The 13,948-nt window shown below is 72.1% G+C and carries 17 protein-coding genes; 11 read left to right on the plus strand and 6 right to left on the minus strand.

What is annotated here, in order from left to right; translation table 11 throughout:
- Positions 1-186: 186 nt before the first annotated feature.
- The 3 genes from AQI70_RS30415 (at position 187) to AQI70_RS30425 (ending at position 2,552) form a co-directional block, all read left to right on the plus strand.
- Positions 187-1,029, plus strand: a complete 843-nt coding sequence (locus tag AQI70_RS30415) for an ABC transporter permease (protein WP_062155673.1) — start codon at positions 187-189, stop codon at positions 1,027-1,029.
- Between the two features lie 120 nt (positions 1,030-1,149).
- Positions 1,150-2,223 carry an ABC transporter substrate-binding protein gene (locus tag AQI70_RS30420; protein ID WP_062155674.1) on the plus strand — a complete coding sequence of 358 codons (1,074 nt, stop codon included), beginning with the start codon at positions 1,150-1,152 and terminating at the stop codon, positions 2,221-2,223.
- Between the two features lie 17 nt (positions 2,224-2,240).
- Positions 2,241-2,552 carry a hypothetical protein gene (locus AQI70_RS30425; RefSeq protein ID WP_062155675.1) on the plus strand — a complete coding sequence of 104 codons (312 nt, stop codon included), beginning with the start codon at positions 2,241-2,243 and terminating at the stop codon, positions 2,550-2,552.
- Between the two features lie 154 nt (positions 2,553-2,706).
- Here AQI70_RS30425 and AQI70_RS30430 read toward each other — a convergent pair whose 3' ends face one another.
- Positions 2,707-3,960, minus strand: a complete 1,254-nt coding sequence (locus tag AQI70_RS30430) for an LVIVD repeat-containing protein (RefSeq protein ID WP_159042711.1) — start codon at positions 3,958-3,960, stop codon at positions 2,707-2,709.
- A 211-nt stretch (positions 3,961-4,171) separates the two neighbouring features.
- Here AQI70_RS30430 and AQI70_RS30435 point away from each other — a divergent pair, with 211 nt between their 5' ends.
- Together AQI70_RS30435 and AQI70_RS30440 are read left to right on the plus strand one after the other, a co-directional pair.
- Positions 4,172-4,870 carry a DUF5701 family protein gene (locus AQI70_RS30435; RefSeq protein WP_062155856.1) on the plus strand — a complete coding sequence of 233 codons (699 nt, stop codon included), beginning with the start codon at positions 4,172-4,174 and terminating at the stop codon, positions 4,868-4,870.
- 197 nt (positions 4,871-5,067) lie between these two features.
- Positions 5,068-6,033 (plus strand): hypothetical protein, encoded by a 966-nt coding sequence (locus AQI70_RS30440; protein WP_062155677.1) that lies wholly within the window; start codon positions 5,068-5,070, stop codon positions 6,031-6,033.
- A 36-nt stretch (positions 6,034-6,069) separates the two neighbouring features.
- On the opposite strand, the gene AQI70_RS30445 is transcribed toward AQI70_RS30440, so the two are convergent.
- Entirely contained in the window at positions 6,070-6,501 is a 432-nt protein-coding gene (locus AQI70_RS30445) for a PPOX class F420-dependent oxidoreductase (protein ID WP_062155678.1), read from the minus strand.
- Positions 6,498-7,400 carry an NAD(P)-dependent oxidoreductase gene (locus AQI70_RS30450; protein WP_062155679.1) on the minus strand — a complete coding sequence of 301 codons (903 nt, stop codon included), beginning with the start codon at positions 7,398-7,400 and terminating at the stop codon, positions 6,498-6,500. The genes AQI70_RS30445 and AQI70_RS30450 overlap by 4 nt, the downstream gene beginning before the upstream one ends.
- Before the next feature lie 83 nt (positions 7,401-7,483).
- Between AQI70_RS30450 and AQI70_RS30455 the strand changes: the two genes are divergently transcribed.
- Together AQI70_RS30455 and AQI70_RS30460 are read left to right on the plus strand one after the other, a co-directional pair.
- Positions 7,484-7,879: a MerR family transcriptional regulator gene (locus AQI70_RS30455; RefSeq protein ID WP_062155680.1), complete on the plus strand. Its 396-nt coding sequence runs from the start codon at positions 7,484-7,486 to the stop codon at positions 7,877-7,879.
- Between the two features lie 38 nt (positions 7,880-7,917).
- The gene (locus AQI70_RS30460) at positions 7,918-8,550 is read left to right on the plus strand and encodes a DedA family protein (RefSeq protein ID WP_062155681.1); all 633 of its coding nucleotides are present in this window, start codon (positions 7,918-7,920) and stop codon (positions 8,548-8,550) included.
- A gap of 44 nt (positions 8,551-8,594) precedes the next feature.
- On the opposite strand, the gene AQI70_RS30465 is transcribed toward AQI70_RS30460, so the two are convergent.
- Positions 8,595-9,572, minus strand: a complete 978-nt coding sequence (locus tag AQI70_RS30465) for an ABC transporter substrate-binding protein (RefSeq protein WP_062155682.1) — start codon at positions 9,570-9,572, stop codon at positions 8,595-8,597.
- 436 nt (positions 9,573-10,008) lie between these two features.
- Between AQI70_RS30465 and AQI70_RS40820 the strand changes: the two genes are divergently transcribed.
- The 4 genes from AQI70_RS40820 to AQI70_RS30485 all read left to right on the plus strand — a co-directional run bounded on the left by AQI70_RS40820 (position 10,009) and on the right by AQI70_RS30485 (position 12,615).
- Positions 10,009-10,611, plus strand: a complete 603-nt coding sequence (locus AQI70_RS40820; RefSeq protein WP_062155683.1) for a PKD domain-containing protein — start codon at positions 10,009-10,011, stop codon at positions 10,609-10,611.
- 84 nt (positions 10,612-10,695) lie between these two features.
- Positions 10,696-10,899: a hypothetical protein gene (locus AQI70_RS40825; protein WP_062155684.1), complete on the plus strand. Its 204-nt coding sequence runs from the start codon at positions 10,696-10,698 to the stop codon at positions 10,897-10,899.
- A gap of 41 nt (positions 10,900-10,940) precedes the next feature.
- Positions 10,941-11,300: a DUF779 domain-containing protein gene (locus AQI70_RS30480; protein ID WP_062155685.1), complete on the plus strand. Its 360-nt coding sequence runs from the start codon at positions 10,941-10,943 to the stop codon at positions 11,298-11,300.
- A gap of 76 nt (positions 11,301-11,376) precedes the next feature.
- Entirely contained in the window at positions 11,377-12,615 is a 1,239-nt protein-coding gene (locus tag AQI70_RS30485) for a phosphodiester glycosidase family protein (RefSeq protein ID WP_062155686.1), read from the plus strand.
- A gap of 3 nt (positions 12,616-12,618) precedes the next feature.
- On the opposite strand, the gene AQI70_RS30490 is transcribed toward AQI70_RS30485, so the two are convergent.
- Positions 12,619-12,813 (minus strand): hypothetical protein, encoded by a 195-nt coding sequence (locus AQI70_RS30490; RefSeq protein WP_037890649.1) that lies wholly within the window; start codon positions 12,811-12,813, stop codon positions 12,619-12,621.
- Positions 12,814-12,915: 102 nt separating this feature from the next.
- Complete coding sequence (locus tag AQI70_RS30495; protein WP_062155687.1) at positions 12,916-13,788, minus strand: phosphatidylinositol-specific phospholipase C/glycerophosphodiester phosphodiesterase family protein; 873 nt, start codon at positions 13,786-13,788, stop codon at positions 12,916-12,918.
- Between the last annotated feature and the right edge of the window lie 160 nt (positions 13,789-13,948).

The following is a 13,948-nucleotide window of genomic DNA, read 5'->3' on the forward strand; positions in this document are numbered from 1 at the left end:
CGAAGGGCCACCGATGTTCCGCTCCATCAGGGCACCGCAGCTCGCCGCCGCGCTCACCACCGCCCGCCTCGTCACACCCCCGGCGTCCGCGTGACCACCGGCTCGAACCCGGACGTGCCTCGTGCCGCCACCTCGTCCCACGCCCCGTCCCACGCGTCCGGCGCGACTCGTGGGTGAGGACGCCACGTGAGCCGTCTCGCCGCCGACACCCTGCTGCCGGTCGACACCACACTCGCCGTCGCCCTCGCCGTCCTGCTGATCGCGGCCACCGCGGTCGTCGCGGTGTTCCGCCTGTCGCCGGACGGCTCGCACCGGCGGACTCGCGAGATCCTGACGGCGGGCGTGCGGGCGGCGGCGCAACTGGCCGCCGTGTCCCTGGTGGTCGGGGTGGCGGTCCGTCACACCGCGGCCCTGCTCGGGTTCCTGTTCCTCATGTCCGCCGTGGCGACCCGCACCGCCGGACGCCGCATCACGCCGAACCACACCTGGTGGTGGGCCGCCCTGCCGATCGCGGCCCCGGTGGCGCCGGTCGTCGTCGGACTCGTACTGGCCGGCCTGCTGACCGTGCCCGGCATCGCCATCGTCCCCGTGACCGGCATCCTCATCGGCGGCGCGCTCACCGCGACGGTGCTCGCCGGCCGCCGCGCGCTGGACGAACTCACCCAGCGGCACGGCGAAGTGGAGGCCGGTCTGGCGCTCGGCCTCCCCGAGCGCGACGCCCGCCTGGAGGTGTCCCGGGGCGCCGCCTCGGACGCCCTGCTGCCCGCCCTCGACCAGACCCGCACCGTCGGCCTGGTCACGCTGCCCGGCGCCTTCGTCGGCATGCTCCTGGCCGGCGCCTCGCCCCTGCTCGCCGGCGCCGTCCAAGTGTTCGTCCTGATCGCCCTGTTGGCCGTTGAGGCGCTCGCCGTGGCGCTGACCGTCGAACTCGTCGCCCGCCGTCGGCTGCATCGCGACGCGGCGCGGGAACCGGCGCGGCGGCCGGCCCTGCGTCTCCGGCCGCCACCCTTCCGAAGGACACGAACTTAGTTACCTCCCCTTATTTCACTCGCCTTGTCCCACTCCCTTCCTTCACCCACATGCCGTTACTTGCCTGTCCGTTCTCACCCGTTGCCCGCCCTTCCCTGTGAGCGAAAGAGAAGCACCTTCATGACCGCAAAGACGCCCCGCCCGGACGCTTCGCCGGGCCCGTCCCGACGTCGCCTGCTCACGGTCGGCGGCGCGCTCGCCCTCGGCCCTCTGCTCGCCGCCTGCGGCAACTCCGGCAAGGACGGCGATGACGGCAATGACACAGCCGGCTCGTCTTCCGGCGAGGCGACCGCGAGCAGCGGACCGTGGTCCTTCAAGGACGACCGCGGTCGCACGGCCAGGACCGACAAGAGACCCGAGACGATCGTCGCCTTCGTCAGCACCGCCGCCGCCCTGTACGACTACGGCATCGAGTGCAAGGGCGTCTTCGGCCCCAGCGAACCGGTGGACGGCAAGCCCAACCCGCAGGCCGGCGACATGGACGTGTCCAAGCTGACCAGCCTGGGCACCGCGTGGGGCCAGTTCAACGTCGAGAAGTACGCCGCCCTCCAGCCCGACCTACTGGTCAGCAACATGTTCCCGCCGCCGGGCCTGTGGTTCGTGCCCGAGGAGAGCAAGGACAAGGTCGAGGCCCTCGCGCCGACCGTCGGGATCAGCGTCGCCCGCACCTCCCTGCTCAACCCGCTCAAGCGCACCGCCGAACTCGCCGAGTCACTGGGCGCGGACCTGAGCGCCAGGAAGGTCACCGACGCCAAGGCCCGCTTCGACAAGGCCATCGAGACGCTGCGTACGGCGGCGAAGGGCAACGGCGGGCTGAAGGTCATGGCCGTCACCGGCGACAAGGACAACTTCTACGTCGCCGTCCCCGACTCCTACTGCGACCTGAACTACTTCAAGGACCTCGGAGTGGAGTTCGTCGAGGGCAGGAAGTCCGACGAGTGGGGCTTCTGGGAGTTCCTCAGCTGGGAGAACGCCGACAAGTACCACGCCGACCTCATCATGGTCGACAACCGCTCCTCCTCCATGTCCCTGGAGCAGCTGAACGAGAAGGCCACCTGGCGCCGGCTGCCCGCGGTCAAGGCCGGTCAGACCACGCCCTGGTCGATGGAGGAGCGCTTCAGCTACGCGGGATGGGCCCCGGTCGTCGAACGCCTCGCCGCGGCCGTGGAGAAGTCGAAGAAGCTCAAGGCATAGCCCAGGAGGAGCATCCGGTGACCCAGTCCTGGACGGCCAGGAGCCTGCTCGGCGCGAGCCTGCGGACCCTGCTGTTCGACGCCTGGGTCACCGATCCGCTCTGGATCGAGGAGGTGCTCAAGAGCCCGGGGCCCTACTTCCCGGCCGCCGAGGCCGTGCTCATCCACCTGGAGGAGCGGCAGGTCCGCTCGGTGTTCGAGATGATCGCCGAGCGGCTGCCGGGCGCCCTGCTCGCCCTGGAGACCGCGGGCCTCCGCCTGGCCGACTCGTGCGCCTTCGACCGCCTGCCCGCCCGGTGGCCCGCCGGCTCGGCCCGGCCTACCGCCTGATGCTGCGCCGCCTCCGTACTCCGCCGCCGCGACATGGAGGCGTACCGCTTCAACCTCTTCCGGTCCGCCGGGTGATCACACCCGGGCGGGCACCGGACAGGCCGGCTCGGACGGCCGAGCCGCCGGGTTCCCTGCGGTCGGTCAGGCTGCGCGACTACGGCTCCATCGCGAACACGTACCGGTTGCGCTCATACTCGTTGAGCCCCCACAGCCGGCCCGTTCCGCCGTGATGGCTCAGGTCCTCGGGGCCGATGGGAAGGCGCCAGCCCCGGGCCGCCGGGGAGGTGCTGCCCTCCTGCCAGGTGCGGAGATAACCGCGACCGCCGGTGCCGTTGCTGATGGAGAGGTAGTACCGGCCGCCCGCACTGACCGCGCCCTGTGTCTGGCGGGCGTTGCGGATCTCGGCGACGCCGGTGGAGTAGACCCGGCTCTCCGAGTCGACCGGCACGAGCGCGCCACTGGTCGGGTGCAGATTCCAGCGCACGGCCCGCATCACCGTGTCGGCCGGCTCGTCGCGCTCGTGGAACTCGCTCACGAGGAGAGTGTGCGGACTGGTCGTACGGTCCACGGCCACCTGCGAGTAGCGGCTCAAGCGGTGGTTGGGGTCGGTGAAGAGGTAGTCGCGGCTCTGCGGCAGTACGTACTCGTAGCCGTACGCGTGGAAGCTGCCGTCCTCCTGGCGGCCGATGCCGGAGCCCCTGGGGACCTTGAACATGTCGTCCAGGTTGTACACGCGCAGGCCGTTGTTCGTGTCCGCTATGTAGAGCCGGTTGCCGTACCACGCGATTCCGCCCGCGTGGATCCGGGCGGTGCCGAAGGTGTAGTCGCCGCCGCGGATGTTGTACGGCTGGATCAGGAGGACGTGGCGGTAACGCGGGCGGGACCGGTTGGTGATGTCGACGAAGGTGACCCGGGCGCCGAGGCCCGAATCGGCGTCGTCGGTCGCGTACCAGGAGACCAGGACCACCTTCTTGCCGGTACCGCTGTCCGGGCCGGTCGCGTCACGGCCCCAGCCGTCGAAGTTGGTGGTGATGCCCTGCGGCCGCCAGCGGGGGGTACGGAAGTCGGTGCGGCGCCACCGGAAGCCGTAACCGAGGCGGCCGGACGGGAGACCGGGCACGGTCCTGACCCTGACGGCGTCGTGGTTCAGGTCGGCGAGCACGTCGTCGACTCCGACCCGGGGCAGCCCCTCGGCGCGGAGGGCCTGGATGCCGGAGGTGTAGGGGCCGGACGGCACCCAGGTCGGGCTGTTGCTGATGACGAGGCCGTACGGTTCGACCGCGTGGGCCACGGCGGGCGCGGCGAGTTCGGCGGCGGCCAGGGCGAAGGGGGTGGCGGCCATGCCGCGCAGGATCGTTCTTCGGGTCGCTCCCCCGGAGGCATTCCCGGCGTTTTGTGGTGTGGTCATGACATGAAAGTAAGGGGGGATTCTTCGCCTCCGGTGGCGATATCCGGCCTAACTTCCCCACTGGTCAAGCGAGTTGCGTTCAGGGGTGGTGGAGCGGGGCCAACGGCGGGAGCGACAGCGGGACGGGGTGAACGCAGCGGCGACGGGAACGTTCCGGCGGGCGGCTTCGTTGGACGAGGGTCCCGTCCACGTCGCCTTCACTGGGAGCATCGTGCCCGAAACCACGGCCACCACCTCCACCTTTCGGACCGCCCTCCCGCCCCTGAGCGCGCAGGCCGAGCGGCTCGTCGAGCTGGGGGTGCATGAGTCGGCGGGGCTCTCCGCCGCCGAGCTCCGTGCCTGGGCCGAGGCCGCCGAGGCCACCGCGGGCAGGCAGGCCACCGCGGGCGGGGAGGACACCCTGCTCGCCGTTCACCCGGACCGGGCGCCTGCCTCCGCCCTCGCGCCGCTGCTCCGCCATGACGGCAAGCCGGGCTTCGTCGTCACCGACATGCCCGACGTCGACCCCTTCGCCCCGCTCGACACGGTCGCGCTGCCCGAGGGCCCGCTCTACCTCCTCACCGGCCTCGACCGCGGCGACCGGATGGCCAACTGGAGCCCGGACGAGGCACTGCCCGCGCTGGCAGCACAGGAACGCACTCCGTTGCTGCTCACCGAGGGCATCCACTGGGTGCTGCAGCAGCCCGAGGCCCTGGAGCGCAACCACTGCTTCATGACCATCGGCTCCCGGCTGCGCAAGGCCAACGGCACGCTGGACGCCCGCACTCCGGCGATCTGGATCAGCAACGGCACCGGGCGGGACGGCCGCGAGCGCCGCAACGCCCCCAAGGTGGGCTGGTGCTGGGCGGGCAACCGACACACCTGGCTGGGCTTCGCCTCCGCCACGGACCGCCGACATCACGGCATGTGAGGGTTCGCCGACCTCAACGCCCGGGTCTGTTCCAGCCGTATGGGCCGGGACGCTGAGGATCGGCTCGCCTTCCCTCGTGACCCACCGGCCGGACCGCGGACCGAGCCGTCCGTCAGGCGTACGCCCCACAGCGGGGCGCCGCCTGGTCGGACAGCTCCGGCGTGCGTGGCGGTCCGGCCTGTTGGAGCCTGAGGATCGTGCAGCGCAAAGGAGGACGCGGCGGCGGACGGCACGATGTGGAGGCGGTGCTCGACGAGCTGTACGCCACCCCGCCGCCCGGCTTCGTCTCCCGTCGTGAGGAGCTGGCTGCCGAGGCCAAGGCGGCCGGGCGAGTCGAGGACGCCCGCCGGATCCGTGCCGCCCGCCGCCCCACCCTCGCGGCCTGGGCGGCGAACCTGCTGTGGCGTGCCCAGCCGGACGAGAGCCAACGGTTCCTGGAGCTGGGGCGCGCTTTGCGCGAGGCGTACCGCACCCTGGATGCCGCAGGGATCAGTGAGCTGTCCGCGCAGCGGCGGCGCGTCGTCTCCGCCCTGTCCCAGCAGGCGGCACGCCTTGCGCGGGAGTCCGGGCACCGGCTGTCGGACAGTGCGCAGCAGGACGTCGAAGCCACTCTGCGCGCCGTGCTCGCCGACCCGGAGGCGGCCGACCGGTGGGCCGGGGGCCGCCTGGAGGGCGCGCTCACCCCGCCCTCGGAGTTTCCCTTCGAGTCTGCGCCGACGCCGGGTCTGCCACAGAAACCGACCCGCCCGGCGGCGACGCCGCCCGCACCCAGGAAGGGGACGAAGGACGAACTCGCCGAGCGGCGCCGCGAGCGGCAGGAGCGGCTCGCTCGGGCCCGCGAGGCAGCCGAAGGGGCCGCCCAACGGCTGCGCCGGCACCGTGCGGATCAGGCGGACGCGGAGGCGTTGCTGCAGCGGGCACATGAGCGCCACGAGCAGGCCGGGCAGCAGGTGTCCGCCGCAGAGCAGCAGGTGTCCGCCGCCGAACAACAGCTGCACCAGGCACGGCAGGAGCTCCAGAGGGCCGACCGGGAACGCCGGGAGGCGGAGGAACGGCACCAGGCCGTCGTCGACGCCCTCGCCCGGGCCGAGCGGGAGGCCCGCGAGGCTGCGCAGGAGGTGAAGCGCCTGACCGCACGCGGCAGCCGGTCGGGGCCGTCCTGAAGAGCGCGACGCCGGCCGGCAACCCGCTCCCGCCGCTCAGCCGATGCGGGCGCCGTAGACATGCTCGATGGTCATGGTCAGCAGGACACGGCGGTCGGCGACCATCACGGCCCGGTACTCCGCCCAGTCGGGGTGCTCGCCTGCGGCGTCCCGGTAGTACCGCACCAGCGCCTCCACCTCGGGACCGTGCGGATCCCGGCCCGGCCCCGTGATGTCCACGACCCCCTCGGCGGTGGCCCAGGAGAGGCCGTCCGGCGAGGTGACCTCCAGGGCGGCCCGGGGATCACGGCGGAGGTTCGCCGTCTTGGCCAGGCCCTCCCGCGTGGACACGTACAGCAGCCCGGCGTCCAGGTCGACGTGGGGCTGGACCGGGGACAGCTGCGGGCGGCCGTCGGCTCGGAGTGTCGCCAGTACGCCGAGGCGGCTCTCGGCGAGCAGGGCGCGGGGGTCGAAGGGCGGGGCGGTCACCGGTCGGCTCCCGCGGAGGTGCGGAACTGGTCGATCAGGACCGCGTAGCTCTCGTCACCCCGGCCGGCGGCGACGGACCGCCGGGCGATGTCGCGGATGAAGCGCGGGAGCCGCGCGTCGACGCCGAGGTCCTCGCTCTCCCGGACGAGGTGCTCCATCGCGGCCAGATGGGTGGTGAGGGTGGCGTCCTCGCCGGGGAAGGCGCCGTCGTCGATCTGCTCGGCGAAGCCGCCGAGCCAGCCGGTCACCATCTCCAGGCTCCGGGCCGCGACCGGGGCGAAGGACCGCGCGTCCACCCCCGAGGCGGTGAGCAGGGCGGCGCCGTGCAGGAAGCCGTTGAGGACGTTCCACATCAGACTCAGCACGGCGGCCTCGTACCGGGACGACAGGCCGTGGTCCGCACCGAGGTGCGTCGTGGTACCGGCCAGCACCCGGAGCACGGGCTCCTGCCGGTCGAAGACCTCGCGCGGCCCGCTGTAGACCACGAGGGCCTCCTCGGTGCCGATGGCGGGCGGTGTGGCCATGATCCCGCCGTCCAGGTACGCGGCACCGTGCGCCGCCGCCCAGGCCGCGGTCTCCCGCGCCCCCGACGCGGTGCCCGAGCCCAGGTAGACCAGCACGCGGCCGTCGACCGCGCGGCCCAGCGGTTCGAGGACCTCGCGCAGCGCGTCGTGGTCGGTGACGCACACGACCACGAGCGGGGACGCCGCGACGGCGGCGGCCGCCGTCTCGGCGCGGGCGGCGCCCACCGCGGTGAGTGGCTCGGCCTTCGCCGGGGTCCGGTTCCACACGGTCGTCGGATGGCCGGCGCGCAGGAAGGCCCTTGCGAGGGCCTGGCCCATCAGGCCGAGGCCGAGGACGCTCACCGGCGTCGGACGGGTGCTGTCGGAGTGCGGCATGGGCGGTGCTCCCCACGTTGCTGCTGCGGTCATGCGCCTACCCTTGACCTTCATACCGGTGTGAAGGTCAAGGGGGGATCGCCATGCTGATCGGGGAGTTGAGCCGCCGGACGGGCGTGCATCCGCACCAGTTGCGCTACTACGAGGACCAGAAGCTGCTGACACCGGCGCGCGGCGCCAACGGCTATCGCGAGTACGGCGCCGACGCGGTCGTGACCGTCGTCCAGATCCGCCGGCTGCTGGACGCCGGCCTGTCCACCCGGGACATCGCCTATCTGCTGCCGTGCGCCACCGGCACCACGCCCGAGCTTGAGCCCTGCCCGGAGCTGCTGGACGCCCTGCGGGAGCGGCTGCGCGGCCTGGACGAGCAGATCGACACCCTCAGCCGAACCCGCCGGGCCCTGCGCCGCTACATCGCGACCACCGAGCAGCAGACCGGGCCGGGACAGGCGCCCACGCCGAGCGCACGCGATGCTTGACGGGAGGCGACCGACGAGGACGGCCGGAGGTGAGGGCGATGATCGCCGTCAACCCGATGGACGGCGCCTCGGTCCTTGCGACCTTCGGTGCCCTGGGTGTGCTCGTGGTGATCTTCGCGGAGTCGGGTCTGCTGGTGTTCGGCTTCTTCCTGCCCGGTGACACGCTGCTGTTCCCGGCCGGTGTGCTGTGCGCGGGGAGCGCCGGGCAGGCCCCACGGCTGGTGCTGTGGCAGGTGCTGCTGTGCGCGGCCGTCGGCGCCGTGGCGGGCGGCCAGGTCGGCTTCCTGCTCGGGCGCCATGGCGGGCGGGCCCTGTTGGCCCGCACGTCGAGACGGCGGGTGCGGGAGACGGCGGCGCGGGCGGAGCAGCTCCTGGCCCGCTACGGCTATGGCAAGGCGCTGGTGATCGGGCGTTTCGTCCCGATGGTGCGGACGGTCCTGCACCCGGCGGCGGGTGCGCTGGGCGTCCCGACGCGGACCTTCACCGTCTGGCAGATCGTCGGCGGTCTGCTCTGGTCGCAGAGTCTCGTCCTGGCCGGGTACACCCTCGGCGCCTCCGTGCCCGACATCGACGCCTTCCTGTGGCCGCTGGTCGCCCTCGTCGTCGTGATCTCCCTGCTGCCCTTGCTGCCCCTGCTGACCGAGGCACGCCGCGCGAGGCGCGATCGCTGAGCCGTGCCCCTCGTATCGTCGCCCCGCACCGGACCGGCGTGCCCTCAGGAGAACAGCGCGTCGACGTCCGGCTTCTTCCCTCCGAAGATGCCGTCCTGCTCACCCAGCGAGGCAAGCTTCTCCAGGGAGGCCAGGTCGACCTGGGTCGGCCAGGCGGGCAGCGTGAGGTCGACGAGGACGTCGTCGCTGATCTTGGTGTAGGTGGTGAGGATCCGGCGCGCCTCGTCGGGATGCCCGGATGCGTACTCCAGCGACTCCGTCATCGCCTCGGTGAACTTCTTCACCAGCGAGGGGTTCTCCCGTACGAGCCTCGTGGCGGTGAAGTACGTCGCCACGGTGAGCTTCGGGTCGGTCTCGGCGAACGGCGAGGCGATCACGCGGGCGCCCTGCGCCTCGGCGACCGTCATCGCCGGTTCGCCCATCCAGGCGGCGTCCACGCGCCCGCCGTCGAGGGCGGCCGGCATCTGGTCGAACGGTATCTCCACGAACCGGACCTCGGACGGGTCGCCGCCGTCCCTGCGCACCGACTCACGGACCGTCGTGTCGCCGATGTTCTGGAGGGTGTTCACCGCGACCGTCCGGCCGGCGAGATCCTTGGCGGACCTGACCGGACTGTCCTTCCTGACCGCCACGCCCGTGACATCGCCTCCCACCTTGCCGTTGGAGGCCGCCCCGTTCACCACGGACTTCACGGGAACGCCCTTGGTCTGGGCGATCATCAGCGAGGTGGTGTTGCTGAAGCCGAACTGGAACTGCCCGCTCACCACACCGGGAATGATCGCCGCGCCGCCCTGGGCGGCGACCATCTCCAGGTCGAGGCCACGGCTGCGGAAGAACCCCTTCTTCTCGCCCAGATAGAGCGGCGCCACATCGACGATCGGGATGACGCCGACCGTGACCCGCGTCGCCCCGGTGCCGTTCGCGGGCGGCGCGGCGCCGCTCCCGGAGTCCGGCGAGCCGCACCCCGCGACGGCGGCGACGGTCACGGCCGCAAGGGCAAGCCCGAGTGTGCGCCTTCGCATGGGCTCCTCCTGGAGAGAACGGGGTGTGCACGCCATGGAGTTGACTGAAGTTGTGCAGACGGGCGACGCCTGAAACGTACAGGCCCAGATTGGCCATGTCAGGCCTTCCGACCGAGGCAACCGGGGAAGCATTCAAGGCTGTTCGACCAGTCGGACATTGTTCGAAACCTCTGGACGCTGCACCACCCCCCGGCTGACACTCTCGCCACACGACGTCACACAGCCGAAACGGCAGGGTGTCCACGGCCGAGGCCCCGCCATGCCTCAGCAGGGAACTCCACATGCCGTACTCCGCACGCGTCCGTGCCCGCGGTAGACGCCTGGCGGGCAGACTCGCCGGGCTCACCGCCGCGTCGCTGTTGCTGGGACTCGTCAGCCGACCCTGACGAGCATCGACCCGGTCACCGTCGTCCGCGCCGGCCCGGACACCGAGGGCGTGGAAGGCGACCGGATCCGGCTGAACGGCACCGTCTCCGGCGCGGGAAGCCCGAAGTGGACGGTCGAGGAGGGCGCGCCCTGCGCCTTCGCCGACGCCGGGGCGGCGAAGACCACGCTCACCTGCACCGACGACGGCACCTACGAGGTCACCCTGACCGGCGGCCGGAGCAGCGACAAGGCCACCGTGACCGTCACCGACGCGCCCCCGGCGATCACCTCCGCGACCGGCGCCGCCGCCCCGGTGCCGGTCGGCAAGCGGACCGTCGTCACCGCCGAATTCGACGACCCGGGCACCGGTGACACCCACACCTGCGAGGTCGACTGGAAGGACGGCACCGAGCCGACCAAGGTCCCGGCGAACGCCACCATCTGCCGGGCCGAGCACACCTACGCCAAGGCCGGCATCCGCCACCCGGTGATCACCGTCACCGACGACGACGGAGCCTCGGACAGCCGCACGCTCCGCGAGCTGATCGTCTACGACCGCGCCGCCGGCCCCGCGCTCGGCACGGGCGTGCTCATCTCCCCGGCCGGTGCCTACCCGGCCGAGCCGGACCTGACCGGAAAGGCGGCCTTCTCCTTCGCCGCCGCCTACGCCTAGGGCGCCACCACCCCCACCGGCAAGGCTGCCTTCAGCTTCGGCCCGGCGTGGCTGAAGTTCCGCTCCACCGGCTCCGACTGGCTCGTGGTCACCGGTTCCGAGGCCACGTACCAGGGCTCCGGCACGGTCGACGGCAGCGGCGGCTACGGCTTCCGGATCACCGCGACCGACGGCCCGGACACCTTCCGTATCAGGATCTGGCAGAAGTCCACCGGTGATGTCGCCTACGACAACGCCACGGCCACGAAGGCCACGGGCGTCGTCACCATCGGCGACACCCGGCGATAGGCGCAACCCCTTCGCAACGTTGCCCGTGCTGCCCTTGTCCCATGTATGAGGAGACTCCGCGTGTCGAACTCACTGCCGCTGCCGCCGACCTGCTGCGCCGACTGCGCGCGACGCACGGCCCGCTGATGTTCCACCAGTCCGGCGGCTGCTGTGACGGCAGCGCCCCGATGTGCTACCCGCGGGGCGAGTTCCGTACGGGTGACGCGGACGTCCTGCTCGCGGAGCTGGATGTCGAGGGGGTGGCGGAGCCGGTCGCGTTCTGGATGGCGCGGAGTCAGTACGAGGTGTGGAGCCACACCCGGCTGATCGTCGACGTCGTCGAGGGGCGGGGCAGTGGCTTCTCCCTGGAGGCACCCGAGGGGGTGCGTTTCCTCACCCGTTCTCGCGTCGTCGGCGCTTAGCAATCGCGCAGGTCATCGCCGTCTGGTGCACTTCCCCTGACTCCTGGGACATTTGACGCGACATCAGGGGGGATAAGTGACGCCACGTCAAAAAAGGCTCGGAGCAGGCAGAGCGGCACTCGCGCTGCTCACGGCACTCAGCGCGCTGGCCGGTGCGGCCCTGGTGGGGGCGGCACCGGCCGGCGCCGCGCAGAGGGGCAGCGAGATCGCGCCGGGGGTCGGATACGACGAGTTCGACATCCCGGCGGCGAGGGGCACAGCGCACGCCCATGTGCTCACCGTCGACCTGCGCAATCCACGCGTACGCCTCGATCTGCTGTATCCGGGGGCGGTGGCGGCGCGGGCGACCGTCTCGCAGCTGGCCACGGCGCAGGGGGCCGTCGCCGGGGTGAACGGCGACTTCTTCAACATCAGCGAGGCGCAGCACCCGGGCGTCCAGGCGACCGGCGCGAGTGTGGGCCCGGCGATCGCGCGCGGGCGGGTGCTGAAGGCGGCGGTGCCGAACGGCCAGCGTTTCGGTCCCGCGCTGCCGCCCGGCACCAGCACCGAGGACGTCATCGGGGTCGGCGTCGACCGCCGGGCCCGGCTCGACGGTCTGACCCTCGTGGGCTCGATCCGCACGTCCGAAGCCCGGCTGCCGCTGCGCGGGCTCAACCAGTACGCCCTGCCGGTGGGCTCCATCGGGGCGTTCACCGCCGGGTGGGGCAGCGTGTCCCGGGTGCGCGCCACCTGCGGCACGGACACCGACCGGGCGGCTCCGTGCAGTACCGACACCTATGAGGTGACGGTCCGCCGGGGCCGGGTCGTGTCGGCCGCCGACACTCCCGGGAGCGGGCCGATCGCCCCGGACACCACCGTCCTGGTGGGCCGGGAGGCGGGTGCGCAGCACCTGCGGAAGCTCTTCACGGGTGAGCGGGTGGAGGTTCGGCACCGGCTGGCGGCGTCGGCGTCACAGGTCCCGTTCCGCTTCGCCCTCGGCGGCTATCCGGTCCTCGACGACGGGCAGCCGCTGCCCGGCCTGGACACCAGGGCCTCGGCCGTGCGTACCGCCGTGGGCATCGCGGACGGCGGCCGGCGCCTGCTGCTGCTCGCGCTGGACGGCGCGCCGGCGTACCGGTCGGGCCTGACCATCGCCGAAGTGGCCTCTGTCATGCGGGACCTGGGCTCGGTCGACGCCTTCAGCCTGGACGGCGGCGGTTCCTCGACGCTGGTCGCCCGGGAGCCCGGGGCGGCGCGGGTCTCCGTACGGAACCACCCGTCCGACGGCGTGGAGCGCCCCGTACCCAACGGCATCGGGGTGTTCTCGACTCGCTGACCCTCAGGGTCTGAGACTGCTGACGATGTCCGCCGTGGCCGTCAGGCCGCTGTGGATGGTGGGCGCCATGCTCGTGCTGGCCAGATAGAAGCCGAGCAGCAGGCACACGATCGCATGGGAGAACTTCAGCCCGCCGTTGCGCAAGAAGATCACTGCCAGGACGAACAGCAGCAGCACCACAGAGATGGAAACGGCCATCCTCAACCTCCTCCGCCACGTCCACTTCGCAGCGTTCGGCCGCAAGTGTGGCGTAGCGGAGGGTTCGTCCGTGCGGCTGACCTGTCCGCCGAACGTGTGGTGTCACGCGTTCCGGACCGCGCGGCGGGCGTCGAGGAAGTCCTCCAGGCCGGCGAGGTCGTCGGTGTTGACGAAGTCGACGTCCGCGGCGAGGAGTTCGCTCCACAGCGCGTCCCGGGCGGGACCCGCCATGTCCGGGGTGGCCCAGAACCGCACCTTCTGCCCGCGCAAGTGCGCGGCCTGGACGATGCCGTGCAGCTTGTGCCGCTCGGCGTCCGGGAAGGCGCCCACACCGAGCCAGGTGAAGTTGAGTGTCCAGTTGTCGCTGATCAGCGGGATGAGGGAGGCGGGCGCGGAGCTGCCGAGGTCGGCGAGCCGGCCGTCGTAGAAGGCCCGGCGCACGGTCTGGGCCGCCATCGGCGTACGGGCGGCACGGTCGCCGGAGACCACGGCGGTGACCGCGCCCGGGAACACGCGCCCGTGGGCGTACGTCGTGAACAGGTGCCGGTAGCGCCTGAGGTGCCGGTCGAGTTCGAGGTACGTCGAGGAGCCCTCCGTCTTGATGTCGATGAGGAGCTGCAGCGGCCTGCGGTAGCCGCGATGGACGGAACCGTGGTTGGCCCGGACGCGGGCGGCGAGCGGGTCGAGGTAGAGGGACTCAAGCGTGCGGGTCGGGTCGAGGTCCTCGGGGTCGTGGGCGACGAGGAGCTGGTCGCCGACCAGGAAGATGTCGGCCTCCACGCTGCCGAAACGGTGGTCGAGGGCGTCGAGGAGGGGGCGTGGGTGCTCGTAGTCGTTGTGGGCGTGCGCCCGCCACAACGGGCGCGGTCCGTGCTTTCGTTCGCCCGCCGACGCACGGGCGGCGGGCAGGGCGACCGTGCCCGTGAGGGCCGCGCCGAGGGTGGTGAGGGCTCTGCGACGGGTGGTGAGTGCCATGCGCTGCCTCCCTGAGAGGGCCGTGGGGAACCGCTGTGAGTATGCGATCCCGATGGGCCCAAACAGCAGGGCCGGGCGGGGAGTTGTCCGGACCGCCGCCCTGCGTTCACTTCATCGGCGCAGCGCGCACGGAAAAGCCCACCCCAGGTCGGGCGGGCTT

The sequence above is a fragment of the Streptomyces curacoi genome (genome assembly GCF_001513975.1).
Lineage (GTDB): Bacteria > Actinomycetota > Actinomycetes > Streptomycetales > Streptomycetaceae > Streptomyces > Streptomyces curacoi.